16 protein-coding genes are annotated in these 18,058 nt (G+C 69.1%); 4 read left to right on the top strand and 12 right to left on the bottom strand.

Features of this window, described 5'->3' with window-relative positions; genetic code table 11:
- The first annotated feature begins 59 nt into the window (after positions 1 to 59).
- Positions 60 to 1,940, top strand: coding sequence for a chorismate-binding protein (locus tag PTQ19_RS05735; RefSeq protein ID WP_274368778.1), 1,881 nt, complete (start codon positions 60 to 62; stop codon positions 1,938 to 1,940).
- Position 1,941: 1 nt separating this feature from the next.
- Here PTQ19_RS05735 and PTQ19_RS05730 read toward each other — a convergent pair whose 3' ends face one another.
- From PTQ19_RS05730 to PTQ19_RS05720, 3 genes are all read right to left on the bottom strand, one after another.
- The gene (locus PTQ19_RS05730) at positions 1,942 to 3,141 is read right to left on the bottom strand and encodes an RNA polymerase sigma factor (protein ID WP_274368777.1); all 1,200 of its coding nucleotides are present in this window, start codon (positions 3,139 to 3,141) and stop codon (positions 1,942 to 1,944) included.
- A complete protein-coding gene (locus PTQ19_RS05725; RefSeq protein WP_179411149.1) occupies positions 3,138 to 3,506 on the bottom strand; it encodes a YciI family protein in 369 nt (122 codons plus the stop codon). The genes PTQ19_RS05730 and PTQ19_RS05725 overlap by 4 nt, the downstream gene beginning before the upstream one ends.
- Before the next feature lie 137 nt (positions 3,507 to 3,643).
- On the bottom strand, positions 3,644 to 4,957 hold the full coding sequence (locus tag PTQ19_RS05720) for a M50 family metallopeptidase (RefSeq protein WP_274368776.1): 1,314 nt from the start codon (positions 4,955 to 4,957) through the stop codon (positions 3,644 to 3,646).
- Positions 4,958 to 5,019: 62 nt separating this feature from the next.
- On the opposite strand from PTQ19_RS05720, the gene PTQ19_RS05715 reads away from it, so the two are divergent.
- Complete coding sequence (locus PTQ19_RS05715; RefSeq protein ID WP_274368775.1) at positions 5,020 to 6,633, top strand: Mur ligase family protein; 1,614 nt, start codon at positions 5,020 to 5,022, stop codon at positions 6,631 to 6,633.
- A gap of 124 nt (positions 6,634 to 6,757) precedes the next feature.
- Here the strand turns inward: PTQ19_RS05715 and dxr are convergent, their stop codons facing one another.
- Together dxr and PTQ19_RS05705 are read right to left on the bottom strand one after the other, a co-directional pair.
- On the bottom strand, positions 6,758 to 7,843 hold the full coding sequence (dxr, locus tag PTQ19_RS05710; RefSeq protein WP_274368774.1) for a 1-deoxy-D-xylulose-5-phosphate reductoisomerase: 1,086 nt from the start codon (positions 7,841 to 7,843) through the stop codon (positions 6,758 to 6,760).
- A gap of 52 nt (positions 7,844 to 7,895) precedes the next feature.
- Entirely contained in the window at positions 7,896 to 8,843 is a 948-nt protein-coding gene (locus PTQ19_RS05705) for an FKBP-type peptidyl-prolyl cis-trans isomerase (RefSeq protein WP_179411153.1), read from the bottom strand.
- Between the two features lie 138 nt (positions 8,844 to 8,981).
- On the opposite strand from PTQ19_RS05705, the gene PTQ19_RS05700 reads away from it, so the two are divergent.
- The gene (locus tag PTQ19_RS05700) at positions 8,982 to 9,776 is read left to right on the top strand and encodes a lysophospholipid acyltransferase family protein (protein ID WP_425313192.1); all 795 of its coding nucleotides are present in this window, start codon (positions 8,982 to 8,984) and stop codon (positions 9,774 to 9,776) included.
- Between the two features lie 6 nt (positions 9,777 to 9,782).
- On the opposite strand, the gene PTQ19_RS05695 is transcribed toward PTQ19_RS05700, so the two are convergent.
- A complete protein-coding gene (locus PTQ19_RS05695; RefSeq protein ID WP_206550075.1) occupies positions 9,783 to 10,253 on the bottom strand; it encodes an OsmC family protein in 471 nt (156 codons plus the stop codon).
- A 57-nt stretch (positions 10,254 to 10,310) separates the two neighbouring features.
- Here PTQ19_RS05695 and PTQ19_RS05690 point away from each other — a divergent pair, with 57 nt between their 5' ends.
- Positions 10,311 to 11,306, top strand: coding sequence for an asparaginase (locus PTQ19_RS05690; protein WP_274368773.1), 996 nt, complete (start codon positions 10,311 to 10,313; stop codon positions 11,304 to 11,306).
- A gap of 9 nt (positions 11,307 to 11,315) precedes the next feature.
- On the opposite strand, the gene PTQ19_RS05685 is transcribed toward PTQ19_RS05690, so the two are convergent.
- The 6 genes from PTQ19_RS05685 to PTQ19_RS05660 form a co-directional block, all read right to left on the bottom strand.
- Complete coding sequence (locus PTQ19_RS05685; RefSeq protein ID WP_274368772.1) at positions 11,316 to 14,033, bottom strand: FtsK/SpoIIIE domain-containing protein; 2,718 nt, start codon at positions 14,031 to 14,033, stop codon at positions 11,316 to 11,318.
- A 58-nt stretch (positions 14,034 to 14,091) separates the two neighbouring features.
- Complete coding sequence (locus PTQ19_RS05680; RefSeq protein ID WP_425313202.1) at positions 14,092 to 14,901, bottom strand: PP2C family protein-serine/threonine phosphatase; 810 nt, start codon at positions 14,899 to 14,901, stop codon at positions 14,092 to 14,094.
- 70 nt (positions 14,902 to 14,971) lie between these two features.
- On the bottom strand, positions 14,972 to 15,955 hold the full coding sequence (locus PTQ19_RS05675; protein ID WP_274368770.1) for an aldo/keto reductase: 984 nt from the start codon (positions 15,953 to 15,955) through the stop codon (positions 14,972 to 14,974).
- Positions 15,956 to 16,026: 71 nt separating this feature from the next.
- Complete coding sequence (locus PTQ19_RS05670; protein WP_274368769.1) at positions 16,027 to 16,830, bottom strand: DUF5684 domain-containing protein; 804 nt, start codon at positions 16,828 to 16,830, stop codon at positions 16,027 to 16,029.
- A 130-nt stretch (positions 16,831 to 16,960) separates the two neighbouring features.
- A complete protein-coding gene (locus PTQ19_RS05665; RefSeq protein ID WP_274368768.1) occupies positions 16,961 to 17,701 on the bottom strand; it encodes a YaaA family protein in 741 nt (246 codons plus the stop codon).
- Between the two features lie 80 nt (positions 17,702 to 17,781).
- Positions 17,782 to 18,057: a F0F1 ATP synthase subunit epsilon gene (locus PTQ19_RS05660; RefSeq protein WP_179411162.1), complete on the bottom strand. Its 276-nt coding sequence runs from the start codon at positions 18,055 to 18,057 to the stop codon at positions 17,782 to 17,784.
- Between the last annotated feature and the right edge of the window lies 1 nt (position 18,058).

The following is an 18,058-nucleotide window of genomic DNA, read 5'->3' as shown; positions in this document are numbered from 1 at the left end:
CCGCCTTCCGGGGCGGTCTTCGTCTTTCCGTGCCGGATGCTCGAAATCAGGAGACATCGATGACCTCTGCCGCGCCCGACCGCATCCGGGACCTCGCCGCTGATCCGCACGCTTCGTTCGTGCTGATTGCCCGTGACGGCGGCGCGGAGCTGCTCACCGGTGACGTCATCGACGTCGATGCCCTCGCCGACATCCCGCTCGACGGGCCGGAGGGGCCGCGCGAGGTGTTCGCCATGGTGCCGTACCGCCAAGTGCGCGAGCGCGGTTTCGATGCGCAGGACGACGGCACGCCGCTGCGCTGCCTGCTCGTCGACGCGCACGACCGTCTCGACGTCGCCGAGCTGATGGCATCACTGCCGACGGATGCCATCGCGCTGCGGGATGGCGGGTTCGACATCTCCGACGATGAGTACGGGCAGATCGTGGAACGCGTGATCGCCGAAGAGATCGGCCGCGGCGAGGGCGCCAACTTCGTCATCCGCCGTGATTATCGCGCCGGCTTCGATGTCGACGACCGAACCGCCGCGCTCACCTGGTTCCGCGCCCTGCTGCAGCACGAACGCGGGGCGTACTGGACCTTCGCCGTCGTCACGCCGGGGCACATCGCGGTCGGCGCCAGTCCTGAGGCGCATGTCGTCGCGCAGGACGGCATCGTCACCATGAATCCGATCTCGGGGACGTTCCGTCATCCGGCCGGTGGCGCGACCCGGGCCTCACTGATCGAGTTCCTGTCCTCCACGAAGGAGACCGAAGAACTGTTCATGGTGGTCGACGAGGAACTCAAGATGATGAGCCAGGTGTGTTCGGACGGTGGACGCATCACCGGCCCGCACCTGAAAGAGATGTCGCGCCTCACCCACACCGAGTACATGCTGCGCGGCCGCAGCCGCCTCGACCCGCGCGACATCCTGCGCGAGACGATGTTCGCCCCGACCGTCACCGGCTCACCCATGCAGAACGCCTGCGCCGTGATCGGACGCCACGAGCGGACGCCCCGCGGATACTACTCCGGCGTCGCCGCCCTGTTCTCACCCAATGCCGACGGCGGGCACGACCTGGACGCCCCGATCCTGATCCGCACCCTGTACATCGACCAGGGTCACGTGCGCGTGCCCGTGGGCGCCACGCTCGTGCGGCACTCCGACCCTCTCGGCGAGGTCGGCGAGACCCACGGCAAGGCCGCCGGCGTGCTCGGCGCGATCGGGGCGATCGACCGAGACGTCGCCGCCGAGATGCGCGACGATGATGCCCCCCGTGGAGCCTCGCTCGCCGATGATCCCGAGATCGCGGCGCTGCTGGCTTCGCGCAACACGCGCCTCGCCGATTTCTGGATCCAGCCGCAGGATTCCCACGTGTCGCACCACTTCGACGGGCGGCGCGCACTCGTCGTGGATGCCGAGGACCGGTTCACCACGATGCTGGCGCACCAGTTGCGCCACCTCGGCCTCGACGTCGAGATCGCCGCGTGGGACGCCGTGACCGATGACGCCGTGGATGCTGCGGATCTCGTCGTCGCCGGCCCTGGCCCCGGTGACCCGCGCGACACCGCATCGCCGCGCATCGCCCGGATGCGTCAGGTCGTCGCTCGACGCCGCGCGGCCGGAGCGCCCCTGCTGGCCGTCTGCCTGAGCCATCAGATCCTCGCCGACAGCCTCGGTATCGGCCTGGCTCCGCTGGATGCCCCGCACCAGGGCGTGCAGAAGACGGTGCCGGTGTTCGAGCACGACGCGTCGATCGGCTTCTACAACACCTTCACCGCACGCGTGTCTCCGGGAACGACACGTGTCGGCGATGCAGACGTCTCCGCCGAGGCCGACACCGGCGATGTGCATGCGCTCCGCGGCGAGCGCTTCGCATCGATCCAGGGGCACCTGGAGTCGATCCTGTCTCGCGACGGCATCGCGACGCTCGAGCGCATGGTCGCCCACACGCTGGCCTGAGTCACGCAGGCCCAGCCACCCGGCTGCGCAGCAATCGCCGCTCGGCCTCGTTGTCGGCGAGGGCGAGGGCCGCGCGATCAGACGCGTCCGCTGCGGCGACGTCTCCGGTGCGTCGCAGCAGCGCGGCGCGCACAGCGTGCCAGAGGCGGTCATCCCGAAGTTCATCGGCCAACGCCTCGGTTTCACGCAGTGCGGCCTCCGCGCCGGCCACCTCGGCGAGCGCCACCACACGGTTCAGCCGCACGATCGGCGATCGGTCGAACGTCAGCAGCATGTCGTACAGCACCAGGATCTGCGGCCAGTCCGTCGCCGCCGCTTCGGTGGCATCCGCGTGGCAGGCCGCGATCGCGGCGTGCAGTTGCCATCGACCGGGGTCACGCAGCCTCGCCGCCTGCTCAAGCACGTCGCGCGCCCGTCGAATGAGCGAGTCGTCCCACAGTCGGCGCTCCTGCGCCGGCAGGGGCACCAGTTCACCCCCGGCGGTGCGCGCGGCATCGCGGGCACGATGGAACAGCAGCAGCGCGTGCAACCCGTATGCCTCGGCCGCTGCGGACTCATAGGCGACGACGGCGGCGAGCCAGAGCGCGTCCTCGGCGACGTCGCGGTCGGTGGCGGCGTCCGCGCCGTCCCGCAAGTGCGCCCCGTCGTACATCACCGAGATCGCTGTGAGCACCAGGTCGAGCCGAGCGGCGCGGTCGGCACCGACCGGCACCCGCAGCGGGATACCGGACGTGGCGATCTTGCGCTTCGCGCGCGAGATGCGCTGCCCCACGGTCGCCGTCGGCTCCCGCATGGCCCGGGCGATCTGGGCCGTGGTCATACCGACCACGGCCCGCAGCATGAGCGCCAGCTGCGCCTCGGGCGACAGCGCCGGGTGACAGCATCCGAAGATCAGCGCAAGGCGCTCGTCGGGAGCGGCGACGGCCGGGACGGGCTCGCGCTCAAGGAGCGCCAGCCTGTCCCGGAGCCGCGCATCGCGACGCACCGCGTCGAGAGCGTTGTGCCGTGCCGCCGTCATCAACCAGGCACCGGGGCGCGGGGGTACTCCCCCGCGCCGCCAGTCGCACAGCGCCTCTTCGATCGCTGCGGCCACGGCCTCCTCTGCGATGTCGAAACGACCGAACGCCCGGGTGAGCGCGGCGACGATCCGCCCGGTCTCCTCACGCACCACGGCGCCGAGCACCGCATCGGATGCGGTCACTGGCCGAACAGCTCCTCGTCGTCGTACATCGCGCGGATCTCCACGGCGTTGCCGGGGAGGTCCAGCGACGGCCAGGTGCGCGCCAGCGCGATGGCGGCATCAAGATCGGGCACGTCGATGATCGAGAACCCGCCGATCACCTCTTTCGCCTCCGAGAACGGGCCGTCGATCACGACCGGCGCTCCTCGATCGGCGCGAACCGTCGTCGCCGTGTCCGCACCGTGCAGAGCGGCGCCGCCGTCGACGATGTGCGCGTCGTTGGTCGTGAACCACTCGTACATGCGCTCCATGTCGGCCTGCGAGCGCTCCTCCGGCACGGCGGCGTCGAGCTCGGGGTTGGACGTGAACATCAGGACGTACTTCATTGCGGTCTTCCTCTCAGATGGATCGATGCGGCGAGTTCGTGTGAACCGTCGCATGATGGCAGCGATCAGACAAGACGTTCTTCGACACCCACGCGAAAATCGATCGGCGATTCGTCCGCCCCGGCGCGAGCCTCGGCTCAGCCGAACAGTCGCATCGGTTTGAAGATGTCCGCCATCAGCAGCAGCGCCCCCATGCCGATCAGCAAGACCGCGACGACGATCGTCAACGGCACCAGCCGCGTCGCATCCACCGGCCGCGGCTCCGGCCGGCGCGTAAGCTTCGCCCAGAAGCGTCGGATGCCATCCCACAGCGCCACGACGATGTGCCCGCCATCCAGAGGCAGCAACGGCACGAGGTTGAATACGAACAGGGCGATGTTCAGGGCCGCCAGCAGGTTCATCAACACGACCAGGCGGTTCAGCACCGAGGCATCCGCCGCCGCGACCTCCCCCGCGATCCGGCCGACGCCGACCACGCTCAGCGGCCCGTTCGGGTCGCGCTCCTGGTCGGTGAACAGCGCGGTGCCGACATCCCAGAGCTTTTCGGGAAGGTGCACGATCAGCGAGGTCACGGCCCCCGCCTGCTGCATCGCCAGGTCGGTACCCGTACCGATCGGCTGCTGCACGTACTCGAGCTGCGCGGTGATGCCCGCATATCCGACGGTGTGGGTGACCGGCTCACCATCGGCATCCGTCACCACCTGCCCGTTCACGTCGAGCTGCGCGCGTTCGGCGGGCTCGGGCGTGAGGCTCAGCAGCACCTCGGTGTCGTCCCGCTGGACGACGACGTCGATCGCCTCATTCGGGGACGCCTGAATGATCGCCGAGGCATCGGCGAACGTCTGAACAGACTGCCCATCCAGACTCACCAGCACGTCGCCGGGCTCGAAACCGGCCGCGGCCGCCGGAGAGGCGGGATCGGCCGGCGTGCACTCCTGCTGGGTCGACCCCGCCGGCAGCATGCACTCGCTGACGGAGCTGACCGTCGTACTGGCCTGCTGCACGCCGATACCCGAAGCCATCAGGGTGAAGATGAAGATCGCCAGCAGCAGGTTCATCACGGGTCCGCCGAGCATCACGATGATCCGCTTCCAGACCGGGAGGCGGTAGAACACGCGTTTCTCGTCGCCATCGGCGATGGTCTCGTCGTTGGCGGATCGGGCATCCTGAACGAGCGAGGCGAATACGCCCTTGGCGGGTCCGGTCTTCGACGAGGGCGGGTACATGCCCGACATCGAGATGAAACCGCCGAGCGGCAACGCCTTGAACCCGTACTCGGTCTCGCCGAAGCGCTTCGACCACACACGCGGCCCGAAGCCGATCATGTACTGGCCTACGCGCACGCCGAACAGCTTCGCGGGCACCAGATGGCCCACCTCATGCAACCCGATCGACACGCCGAGACCGACGAGCATGAACAGGATGCCGCCCAGATACAGCAGGATCTCCACCCGACCACGCTACTGGCACCGCTGAGGAATCGCCTGTACCGGCGTGAGATCATGGAGGCGATATGACCACCTCATCGCTTCCCCCTGTGCTCCGTCCGGCCGACCCACCCCGTCGTGCGCTGACCGAGCTGGCAGATCGCTTCGCCCGTGACGTCCGCGGTGACCTCGACGGCGTCCATCTCAGCGGCATCACCCTCGCCACGGCCGATCTGCGCGCCGGCGAGGCCTTCGTCGCCATTCAGGGCGTGAACCGGCACGGCGCCGAGTTCGCCCCGACCGCCGCCGAGCAGGGTGCGGTCGCGATCATCACCGATGCCGCCGGTGCCGATATCGCCGCATCCGCCGGCCTGCCGATCATCGTCGTCGACGACCCGCGCGCCGTGCTCGGTGACCTCAGCGCCTGGGTTTACGGCACCGGTGCCGCCGACCACCTTCCGGTGCTGCTGGGTACCACGGGCACCAACGGCAAGACCAGCGTGTCGCACCTGCTGCAGGGCATCCTCGATCAGATCGGCGTCGTGTCGGGGCTGTCCTCCACCGCCGAACGCCACATCGCCGGTCAGGTGATCGTCTCGCGGCTGACCACGCCCGAGGCATCCGAGATGCACGCGCTGCTCGCGCTGATGCGCGAGCGCGATGTCGAGGCGGTCGCGGTCGAGGTCAGCGCTCAGGCGCTGTCGCGTCACCGCGTCGACGGCATCGTCTTCGACGTCGCCGGATTCACGAACCTCTCGCACGATCATCTCGATGACTACGCCGACATGACCGAGTACTTCGAGGCGAAGCTGCCGCTGTTCACGCCCGAGCGCGCGCGTCGTGGCGTGATCAGCCTGGACTCGCCGTTCGGCGCCCGTGTGGTCGAGCACGCGTCGATCCCGGTCGTCACCGTGGGTACGCCGGCGATCGCTCCCGATGCGGATGCCGCCGAGCGCGCCGACTGGGTCGTCACGATCGACGACGAGCGCCAGAACGGCACGGTTTTCACCCTCACCGGGCCCGAGGGGCGCACGCTGACCACGCTCGTTCCGGTGATCGGCCCGCATATGGCGGCCAACGCCGGGCTGGCCCTTGTGATGCTGCTCGAAGGCGGCTACGCCTGGGATCGCATCGTGTCGGCGCTCGACCGCGACGGACAGATCATGGCGCATCTTCCGGGACGCACGCAGTTCGTCTCGGGCGACTCGGGTCCTGCCGTCTACGTCGATTTCGGGCACACGCCCGATGCGTTCGAGAAGACTCTCGCCGCGGTGCGCCGTGTCACGCCAGGAAAGGTGCTGATGCTGTTCGGCGCCGACGGTGACCGCGACGCGACCAAGCGGCTCGATATGGGCGGTGCCGCCGCCCGCGGCAGCGACATCGTGGTCATCACCGACCATCACCCGCGCTTCGAGGACCCCACGTCGATCCGTCAAACGCTGCTGGAGGGTGCGCGCCGCGCCCGCCCGGATGTCGAGATCCACGAGTTCTCGCCGCCGGAAGACGCGATCGTCGCGGCCGTCGGCATGGTCGGCGAGGGCGATGCGATCCTGTGGGCGGGTCCTGGGCACCAGGACTACCGCGACATCCGCGGTGAGCGCACCCCGTACTCGGCGCGCGAGCTGGCCCGCCGCGCTCTGCAGGCGGCCGGCTGGCCGGTGCCCACCGAGCGCCACTGGCTCAACCCCTACAACGACTGACCCCGGCGCTGCCCGCATCCCACATCCGTCTATTTGTCACGAACCGGTGCTATTCCGGACCGGAAACCCCGGTTTGTGACGAATAGACGGGAGAGTCGCGAGAGGCGAGGCGGGCGTGGGAGCGTCAGGCGGATGCTGCGATCAGGGCGTCCGCCTTCTCGCGCGCCCAGCGCTCGGCCTCGGCGAGCGTCTCGGGAGTCAGCTCACCGGGAGCGTCATGCGCGTCGACCACGCGAGCGATCGTGTCGACGATGCCCAGGAACAGCAGGCGCCCGTCGTGGAACGCGTGCACGGCCTGCTCATTCGCCGCGTTGTACACCGCGGGGAACGTCGCCCCGGCACGTCCGACGGCCTTCGCCAGGGCCACAGCCGGGAACACCTCATCATCGAGCGGCGAGAACTCCCAGCTGCTGGCCTGTCGCCAATCCAGCGGGCGCCCGACGCCGCCGACCCGGTTCGGCCAATCCAGACCGAGTGAGATCGGCAGCCGCATGTCCGGCGGAGAAGCCTGCGCGATCGTCGACCCGTCGACGAACTCGACCATCGAATGCACGATCGACTGCGGATGAACGACCACCTCGATGTCGTCATAGGTCACGTCGAACAGCAGGTGCGCCTCAATCACCTCAAGGCCCTTGTTCACGAGCGTCGCAGAGTTCGTCGTGACCATGCGCCCCATGTCCCACGTCGGGTGCGCCAGCGCCTGTGCGGGCGTCACGTCAGCCAGCTCGTCACGACCGCGCCCGCGGAACGGACCACCGGATGCTGTCACGATGAGCCTGCGGACTTCACCGGCCGCTCCTGCGCGCAATGCCTGCGCGATCGCCGAGTGCTCGGAGTCGACCGGGACGATCTGGTCCTTCGCGGCGGCGGAACGCACGAGCTCACCGCCGACGATCAGAGATTCCTTGTTGGCGAGCGCCAGAGTGCGCCCTGCCTTAAGGGTGGCCAGGGTGGCGCCCAATCCGATCGAACCGGTGATGGCGTTGAGGACGACGTCGGCCTCGACGTCGCGCACGAGTTGTTCGGCTTCGGTCGCACCGAGCGCGGTGTGCTCGACGTGGAACTCCGCAGCCTGCTCGGCGACGAGTTCGGCATTGCTGCCCGCCGCGATCCCGACCAGATCGAACCGTCGAGGATTGGCGCGGATCACATCCAGCGCCTGAGTGCCGATAGAGCCAGTGGAGCCGAGGACGATGACGCGACGCATGCCCTCAGCCTATGCCGAGGGCATGCGTCGTTCGCTCACATCCGGCGGCCGGTCACTGCGCGGCCGGAGCGTGCTGTGTCGCGAGGATGTCGATGACGAAGACGAGGGTCTTGCCGCCGAGGTCGTGCGCCTCGGGGTCTTCGCCGTAGCCGAGTGCCGGCGGAATGACGACGAGCACCTGGGAACCGACCTTCTGCCCGGCCAGCGCCTCGACGAAACCGGGGACGTAGGTGTTGCCGGGGATCGAGATCGGCGCGCCGCGCGACCAGGAGGAGTCGAAGCTCTCGCCGCTCTCCCAGTCCACACCGTAGTAGTGCAGCAGGGTCGTGTCGCCGTCGGCGACGGCGGCGCCATCCCCCTCCTTGAGCACGGCGACCTGCAGCTCAGTGGGAGCGTCGCCGTCCGGAATGGCGATGTCGGGCTCACCGTCTGCGGCGAGCGTCACCTCGGGCATCCCCTCGACGGCGGCCTTGGTCTCGCCCCACGCCGAGGTGGGAACGGTCTGCAGGATGTCGAGGATGTACACCTGACCCGGTGCACCGTTCTCTGCGGGGAAGGCCACGGACAGGCGCGAGCCCACGTTGGCGCAACCGATCACCTGCGTCAGGGTGGGGTTGGCCAGCACGTCCTGCGGCAGCGCCTCACCCTCGGCGTATCCGATGTCGACAACCCGCTCGCCCGACGTCGCGTCGAACACGCTGAGCGCGTAGCTGACGAGGTCGCCCTCTGAGATCGCGTCGCCGTCGCCCTCGCTGACGACGGTGCGCTGCAGCTCTGTCAGTTCCTGGGCGAGTTCGAAGGTCGCCTCTGACGGCGTGCCGAACTCGCCCTCGATCGTGACGCTGTCCGAAACGGCGCCAGGTGCGGCGACCTGCGCGCACAGGTCCGGATTCGCACTCGCGTCCTCCGAGGGCGATGCCTCGGGGTCGCCGGCGCAACCAGCGAGCATCAGCGCCGACACGGCGATGGTGGATACAACGGCAAGGGGGCGCAGGCGCACGATAGAACCTCGAAGCTCGTGGACGGGAGACCTCCATCCTGGCCCACCCGGCTTTGTCGCCGCTGAACGCGCCGCTGTCGAGCGCACACGGCGGGCGTCATTCCCGGTTCGGCATACGCGCTGGGTAGGATCATTCGAGTGAGTTCTGAGCAGACGGCATCGTCCCCCGAAGAATCGGAGTCCTCAGAAGAGGCGGAGAACAGCTCCCCGAGGCACGCGGGATTCAAGTACGCCGTCGGGCGTTCCATCGCCGCGCCACTGGCGCGACTGATCTACCGCCCCCGCATCGAGGGACGTGAGAACGTGCCCCGTGACGGCGCGGTGATCCTCGCGAGCAACCACCTCTCGTTCATCGATTCGATGGCCATTCCCGTCGCTGCCCCTCGCCCGGTGCACTTCCTCGCGAAGTCCAGCTACTTCGAGGGCACCGGGTTCAAGGGAGCCCTGTCCCGGGAGTTCTTCACTTCGGTCGGTGCCATCCCGGTACGCCGCGGAGCCGGACAGGCGGCGCTGGACGCACTGGATCAGCAGCGCCAGCTGCTGGACGAGGGGCTGGCCGTCGCCCTGTACCCCGAGGGCACCCGCTCGACCGACGGGCGCCTGTACAAGGGCCGCACTGGTGTCGCTTTCCTTGCTCTGCAGACCGGCGCTCCTGTCGTACCCGTGGGCTTGATCGGCACCGACCGGGTGATGCCCGTCGGGGCCACGATGCCGTCCGTGAAGGAGCGCGTCACGGTCAGGTTCGGCGAACCGCTGGACCTGTCCAAGCACGGCCCAGCCACCAGTGGCAAGGCCCGGCGTCATGCGACCGACGAGATCATGGCGGCGATCCACGCGCTGAGTGGTCAGGAACTGGCGGGCGTGTACAACGAGCCGCCCGCGGCCACCCCGATCGAGAAGATCAAGCAGGCACTCCCCCACGAGCGACGCTGAGCGCACTCACGCTGTCACGACGGCTTCGTGGAGCACGGGGAAGTTGACCGAGTTCGCGATGAAGCACCACTGGTTGGCCTGATGGTGGGCCTGCTGCGCGGCTTCGATCATCGATGGGTCGGCCACGCGCACGTGCGGGCGCAGCGTCACTTCGACGAACGCGCCGCCGCCCCGGCCGTCCTCGCGCATGAGTCCGGTCGCCTCATCGCGGTACTCGGTCACGACGACCCCGGCGGTCACACAGGCGTGCAGGTATGAGAGCAGGTGGCATTCCGACAGTGCCGCCAGGAGAAGGTCCTCGGGGTTCCAGCGGCTGCGGTCGCCGCGAAACGGCCGATCGGCGGATGCCAGCAGTTCGGGCTTGCCGTCGATGCTGATCGTGACGTCGCGCGCGTAGTCGCGGTAGCCGGACGTACCTGTGCCGCGGTTGCCGGTCCAGGTGGCGGTCAGTGCGTAGCGGTGATCTCCGAGGGGCATGCAGTCAGTCTGCCACCGACCGAGAGTCGCAGCGCGAGCCCGCGTTAGGCTGGTGTGGTGCTGGAGACTCTGACTGTTCGTGATGCTGTCGAACTCGCCGTCGTGGAGCGCAGCGGCTTCGTGGAATCCCGCCATGCGGGCGCCGCGGTCGTGCTCTCCCCCGATGGCGACGTCGTCGCCGTCCACGGCGCCGCGGATGCCCTCATCCTCCCCCGGTCGAGCCTGAAGCCCCTGCAGGCGATCGCCGCCGTCACGGCGGGCGCCGCGCTGAGCGGTGATGAGCTCGCGCTGGGTACGGCGAGCCACAGCGGCACCGACCGCCACGTCGAGGTGGTGCGTGAGATGCTCGCCGCCGGCGGACTCACAGAGGATGACCTCGGATGCCCGCCCGCCTGGCCGTCGGATGCCGCCACGCGCCGCGACATGGTGCGCGACCACGGCGAGGCGTCCCGCATCCGGATGAACTGCTCGGGTAAGCACGCCCTGATGCTGCGTGCGTGCGTCGCGACCGGCTGGCCGACCCAGGGGTACCTGGACGCCGAGCACCCGCTGCAGGTGCACATCCGTGAGGTCGTCGAACGACTCGCCGGCGAGAAGGTCGCACACACCTCGGTGGACGGCTGCGGCGCACCGGTGCACGCGATCACGCTCACGGGGCTGGCTCGCGCCATCCATCGCATCGGTTCAGCCTCGGAACGTTCACCGTTCGCCCTGCACCGGGTGGCCGGCACGCTGGTGCGCGCCGTGCGCGAGAGCCCCTGGACCATCGCCGGTCCGGGCGAGCCCGACACGATCGCCATCGAGACGCTCGGTGTCTTCGCCAAGGGCGGCGCGGAGGGAATCATGGTCATGGTCGCCCCGAACGGCTCGACCGTGGCGTTGAAGATGCTGGATGGCAACGGACGCGCGGCGACCCTCGTCGCGGCTCACCTGCTTTCCCGCGCCGGCGCACTCACCGAGTCGGATGTGCAGACACTGGCATCCGCTCTTCCGCTTTCCGTGCTCGGTGGCGGCCAGCCAGTCGGCATGCTCCGCGTGGCTCCCGGCCTCTGACCCGGACTCCTACCCGAGCAGGACACGCCGCGGTCGTTGTCCGGCGCTGACCGCCCAAGCGCGATCGGCGTGCATCCGCGCGAACGACGGCAGCTCACGTGCTCCCGCCAGCTGTCGTAGCTCGGCGGCGTGCTCGGCCGCCACGACCAGTTCGCCGCCGGTGCGCACGTTCTGCAGCAGCGCCCACTTCGCCCGCCATTCCTCCGGATCGCCGATGAGGATCGTCGGCGACGCCGGGTCGCCGGGCATCGGATGCCCGAGTGCGTCGGCGTCGGCCAGACCGAGCACGCGGTGGTCGGGGTACGCGGCAGCGAGCATCCGTCTGGTCGCATCGACTGCCCCGGTGACGACCCCGGCGAGGTTTGCCGAGGACCGCCAGGTGGGCGGCTCTCCCGTGCACCCGCCGTGCTCGTTGCGCCCTTCCCCGCTCTGCGGCGGGACGCACAACTGCACCTCTCGTCCGTCCCACCACGCGCGTCCCGCCGGTCGGGCCCGGTCGAAGGCATCCGGTTCTCCCCCGGACGCGATGTGCTCGACCTTGCTCGTCATGCGCAGCAACGCGCGCTTCGGCAGCGCGTCGACGAGCCGACCCACCGGGCCCGATACCCGCGACAGCGTGATCACCGCGCCGTGCGGCAACCGGACGATACGCTCCCACCTGCTGAGGAACAGCTGCGCATAGTCCGGCGGATACGACGACACGAGCACGTCGAGGTCGTCACACAGCACCGGTCCCGCTGCCCCTGCCGTCCCCTCGGCGAGCCGCTCGACGTGGTCCCATGCCTGCTCGGGGTCGGACGGGATCACCGTGACTCGGCTCGACTGCGCGGCCAGCATGGCGACCGCGCTGCTCTTGCCCGCACCGGGTCCGCCGATCACCGCCAGCCCATCGCCCGGTCGGAGAGTCACCCACGGCTGACGCTGCCGTTCGGGTTCATCGGCCAGGCCCAGCACGATGGCATCCGCCGGCGGCGACGCAGGCAGCGCGAGCGTCGATGGAAGCGGCGGCAGCCACGGACTCACGGGCGCGACGTGCCCGGCCCAGTGCTCGGTCGTCTCACGCAGGTCATCGGGCGCGGTCAGCGCGATGCGCGCAGCGTGCGCCTCGCCGTCGCTGGGTCGCCGCACGAACGCGAGCCCCCGTGACACGGTGCCACCGGGCAGCTGGGCGGCATCGTCGGACCCGATGACGAATCTGCTGTCGGCGGACTCGGCCACCCGCAGGCTCATCCGCAGCGGACAGTTCGCAGCCAGCGCGTCACGAATCACGCCGCTCGCGCGCTGCGTGCCCAGCACGAGATGCATGCCCAGCGCGCGGCCGCGCGCCGCGACATCGGTGAACACCGCGCCGAGGTCGGGATGCTCCTGAAGCAGCGCCGCGAACTCGTCGACGACGATCACGAGCCGCGCGAGATCCGGGCATTCGCTGACATCCCGCGCGCCGCTGTCGGCGAGGGCCGCCTCGCGCCGGCGCAGCTCCGCAGAGAGACTGCCGACACCGCGCCGGGCCCCGTCCGCATCAAGATCGGTCACGACCGCGACGACATGCGGGAGCACCCGCAGCGGATCGAACGCCGTACCGCCCTTGAAGTCGATCAGGACGAACGCGACCTGCTCGGGAGGATGCGCGGCCGCGATCGCCGCCACCCAGCTGATCAACAGCTCGCTCTTGCCCGTTCCCGTCATACCGGTGACGATCGCGTGCGGGCCGTCATCGATCAGATCGATCACGAGGTCACCGCGCTCGCCACGGCCGAAGATCGCGGCGAGCCCGCGCTGGTGTGCCGTGTCGAGCTCATCGAGCGCGACACGGTCGGGTACCTGTGCCTCGGTATCCGCACGGGCGGCGATGCCAGCCCCCAACGCGAGCGCCTGCTGCGCCGACAGCGCTTCCGTCACCAACTCGATGCTGCCCTGCGGCGTGCGGGCACGTGCTCGCGCCGGCACCCCGCAATCGATCACGGTGGTCACGCCGTCCGGTGGCTCCTCCCCCGGAGCGCGAACGCAGATCATCGCGTCCGCCCGGTCGCCATCCTCCCCCAGACGCAGCCGGAACCGCGCTCGGCGACGCCCGGCATGCGGGAGCTCCGCGAGCCCCCACCGGCTGACACCGTCTCCGGTGAGGCCGAGCTGCGCCGGCCCGAATCGCAGGCACAACTGCATCACCAGCGCGCGCACCACCGCGGCTGCCACGGGCTCCGCCGCCCGCACGCAGATCCCACCGCCGAGCGGTACGCAGATGGGGGCGTCGTCGAGCCGCGCCGCGCGTTCCCGAAACGACCGCGAGCGATCATCGTCGCCGCCCGTGGCGCGCACGCGACTGCGGGCCTGTCCCCGACCGATCACGACCGCCGTGTCGCAGTCAAGATCCGTGTGCCCACGCAAGGGCGGTTCGTCCACAGCACTCGCGACATCCGGGTCGCTGCGCCACACCTCGGTGTGCTCCTCGAGGTGCAGACGCTCCAGTTCCGCCTCGGCGCGCTCCCAGGCGGCATCCGCCTCGAGCTGCGCCCGCTTGCGCTCCCGGCCCCGCGACCGCAACCCATCGAAGAACGACGCCACCAGCATCAGCGGCCCCAGCGCGGCGAAGCACAGCGCGAACAACGACCCCGTCACGAGCCACAGCACGACGCCGGCGATCACGGGGACGATGGCCGCCAGCAACGGCAGCGACGGCTTGCGCGGCGGGGCGGGATCCGAGGGCAGAACGATGGTGGTGGCATCCATGCTCCCTATTCGAGCGCATCGGATGCCCGAGAAACGGCCTGTCCACAGGCCGATGGCGCTACTGCTGGATGTCGTCCTGTGTGGACGACGAGTCGGCAGCATCCGCCGAGGTGATCTCAACACGCACGACGATCATGGTGACGTTGTCGCGACCGCCGTTCTCGAGCGCGGCATCGACCATCGCATCAACAGCGGCAGCCGGATCGGTGTTCTCGCGCAAGAAGTGCAGGATGCCGTAATCGGTGAGCTCCTTGGTGAGCCCGTCCGAGCAGATCACCAGACGGTCCTGGTCCTGAAGGGGAACCGTCACGTAGTCCGGCGGAACGAGCTCGCTCGCCCCGACCGCGCGGGTGATGACGTTGCTGTAGGGATGCCCATCCGCTTCTTCCGGGCTGATCTTGCCCGACGCGATCAGCTCCTGCACCACCGAGTGATCCGTCGTGACCTGCAGCAAACGGTTCTCGCGCTCCAGATACACACGGGAATCGCCGATGTTCAACACGACCCACTGCCACCGGCCGTCCTCATCGTGCGTGAGGTAGGCGCCGGTCAGGGTCGTTCCGGTTCCCTCATCGGTGGTCTCCGGATGGGAGCGGATGTCGTCGACCGCGCTGTGCAGCGACTGCTCGATGGCCTCAGGAGATACGTCTCCGGCGTCAACCATCTCGCCCAGTCGCGCGACCGTGCTCTGGCTCGCGATCTCTCCCCCGGCATGGCCACCCATGCCATCCGCCACCACGAAGAGAGGGTACTTGACCAGGAACGCATCCTGATTGTTGTCCCGCCGGCGGCCACGGTCGGTGGTTCCCGCCCACGAGAGCTGCAGGTCGTCGCTGACGCGATACGTCTGCGTTGTCGTCTCAGGCACGAGTGTCTCCGTCAGGCCGGCGGGCGGCACCTGGCCGCGGGGCATTCATCCATCGTATCGGTGCTGCCGGTCACATCCGCGCCGCAGGATCCTCCGGCAACGGGAAGAGTGCGTCGATCGCCGCGAGATCGGCTGCATCCGGCGTCCATGCGTCCGCAGCCGCGGCATTGGCCTCGACCTGCGCCGGAGTCGTCGCGCCCGCGATGACGCTCGCAACGGCAGGGCGCGCCAGCAGCCATCCAAACGTCGCCTGGAGCATCGTGATGCCGCGCTCGTCGCAGAACCGCTGATATGCCTCCAGTGCATCCCAGGGCGCATCGGCCCAGATGTGCCGGCGCGTGTCCATGATGCGGGTCCCCGCAGGCCCGCCCTCACGGGTGAATTTGCCCGTGAGAAGCCCGTTCTTCAGCGGGAAGTACGGAAAGAAGCCCAGCCCGAAGCGTTCGGCAGCCGGAAGCACCTCACGTTCGGCGGCTCTCGCGAGCAGTGAGTAATGGTTCTGCGCCGAGATGAACCGACCGGTCGAGCGGGTCGCGGCGGTGAAATCGGCCTCGGCGATCTGCCAGCCGTCGAAGTTGGAGTGCCCGTAGTACCGGATCTTGCCCTCCGCGACAAGCTCGTCCAGGGCATCGATCGTCTCGGCGATCGGCGTCTGCGGATCCGGCAGATGCAGCTGGTACAGATCGATCCAGTCGGTGCGCAGCCGTCGCAGTGACTGCTCGACGGCATGGCGCACATAGCGTCGCGAACCGCGTCCACCGGGGAAGCCGTAGCCCATGTCGCGCTCATGCCCGAACTTGGTCGCGAGCACGGCCCGGTCACGGCGCCCTTCGAGCACCTGCCCCATCAGGTCTTCGCTGCGGCCGGCCTCGGCGCCGTACATGTCGGCGGTGTCGAAGAAGAACACACCATTGGCCAGAGCGGCATCGATCACGGCCCGGGTGCCATCAAGCGTCTCGGTCACCGTGCCGGCACGACCGAAGTTGTTGCATCCGAGTCCTGCTGCCGACACGACCAGACCGGATGCGCCGACGTGGCGCTGCGAAGTTGCCATGGCTCCACCGTATCGAACCGCGTGCCCGCAACGACAAGACGCCCCCGAACGGATCGGGGGCGTCTTGGTGATCAGGCCGGGGGCTGATTCGGGTCGCGGGGCTCTTCGGGAGCGGCTGCGGGAGGAGCAGGCGGCGCGGCCGGTGGTGCGGGCGGTGCCGTCGGAGGTGCCGGCGGCGCGGCGGGCGGCGGCACGGGTGCACCGGGGGCGGGCGGCATCGGAGCGCCGTACCCGGGCTGCGCAGGAGCTGCCTGACCGGGCTGCGGCGGAGCCGAGTAGCCGGGCTGAGCGGGCGGCTGGTAGCCCTGCGGGGGCGCGTACCCCTGGGGCGCAGCACCGTAGCCGGGTGCCGGCGGAGCGATGCTCTGGCCAGGCTGAGCGGGCACGCCCTCCCAGGTGGTCTTGTCGGCGAAGAACGCGTTGCCGGCCCACGGGGCGGGTGCGATCATGGCGTTCCATCGCGACTTGTCGAAGGCGAGAATGCCGAGCCAGACGGGGCTGAGGAACACGTAGAGGAGAACCCAGACGGCTTCCTTCTGCAGCTTCAGTCCCACGCGCCAGGCGGCCAGCGCTGACAGCGCGAATGCCGCGAGGCCCACGAGCTGACCGATCACGGGGATCCAGCTCAGGAACAGGCTCGCGCCAATGGCGTAGAGCACCAGCCACGGGCTCAGGTCACCGAGCTTGAACAGGATCATCGCGTTGTAGACGGGCACCCAGGCGCGCCACTTGCCCTCGACGCCGGCCTTTTCGAAGACCTTCATCAGGAAGAGCGAGACGACCACGTACATGATCGGGCCCAGGATCAGCAGCAGCAGGCTGACCAAGGCGATCATCGCCGAGAACGCCCCGTAGCCGTACGGATCGTAGTCCATGAGTCTTTTCACATCCCTTGTTAGGCGGAAGCCGGGTCGCTCCCGGGCGACGTCTGCCGCATCGGCCCCATGGTAGCGGGACGCGCACGCGGCGGGCAACGCACGACACGCGCTCGATACCGACCGGATATCACGCGGTGACGACGAGTTCCCACACGCGAGGGACGTCGGATGCCCGCAGGATGACGTCATTGTGCTCTGCCCATGCCAGCAGGTCGGACGTGCCTGTGATGACGGCGCCGGTCGTCGCGAGCGCCCGCACAAGCTCGCCCTTCGCCTTCTTGTTGAAGTGGTTCAGGGCGCGACCTGCCGCGGTGACGACACGAATGTACGCCGATTCGGCGCCGTCCGGCACCGGCCCAAGAGCGACATAGGCCTCGCTTCTGAGATCGAGCAGGAAACCGGCATCTGCCAAGGCCGCCGAGGTCGGCTCGGCCCAGAATCTGCGCAGCGGCGGAACGCCCGGCAGCGCGATTCCCGCGGCAAGGCGGTACGGCGGAATCTCGTCGAGAGCCGAGACCGGTCCGAACGGGGCCGAGTGGATCAGCACCTGGCGTCCGAGCCACGCACGGGACTGTTCGTCGAGCGTGGCCGCATCGAGCGCATCGAACAAGACACCCGTATAGCGATCCACGGCCGGCATCGTGGGCGCATCGAACAGCATCCGGTTGTGCTCGATATCGCCGGCCTGCCGGTCACTCAGCTTCAGCACGCGTTGCGCCTCAGCGGGGTCACCGGCGAGGGTGACCAGGGCGTGCGTTACCGCAAGGCGCTGGTCGAGCAATGACGATAGCGCGAGCGCATCGAGCCGCAACGGCGCACCGCTGCCTCCCGGGCGCTTCGTCTCGGACGGCGGCAGAAGGACCTTCATACTCTCCCCTACAGACAAAGACGTCCGCCCCGGCCCGTGCAGATACACGGTGCCGAGGCGGACGCCTCAGTGCTTTATCGTCAGGCGATCAGCGCGGCATTGCCGGCCACGATCGTCAGGGCGTCGCCCTCCATGGAGAGGAAGCCGTCCTGCGCGTTGGCGAGCACCTTGCTGCCGTCGGTCTTGGTGATCCGGACCTGGCCCTCGGCGAGGATGGCCAGCACCGGCTCATGACCGGACATGAAGCCGATCTCGCCCTCGACGGTCTTGGCGACGACGAGCGACGCCTCTCCCGTCCAGACCTCCGCGTCGGCGGAGACCAGACTGACATGCAGTGAGCTGGCAGAGTGCGCCATG

It is taken from the genome of Microbacterium esteraromaticum (assembly GCF_028747645.1).
Classification (GTDB): Bacteria; Actinomycetota; Actinomycetes; order Actinomycetales; family Microbacteriaceae; genus Microbacterium; species Microbacterium esteraromaticum_C.
The sequence above is the reverse complement of the archived record's forward strand: the minus strand, read 5'-3'. Positions and strand labels throughout refer to the sequence as shown.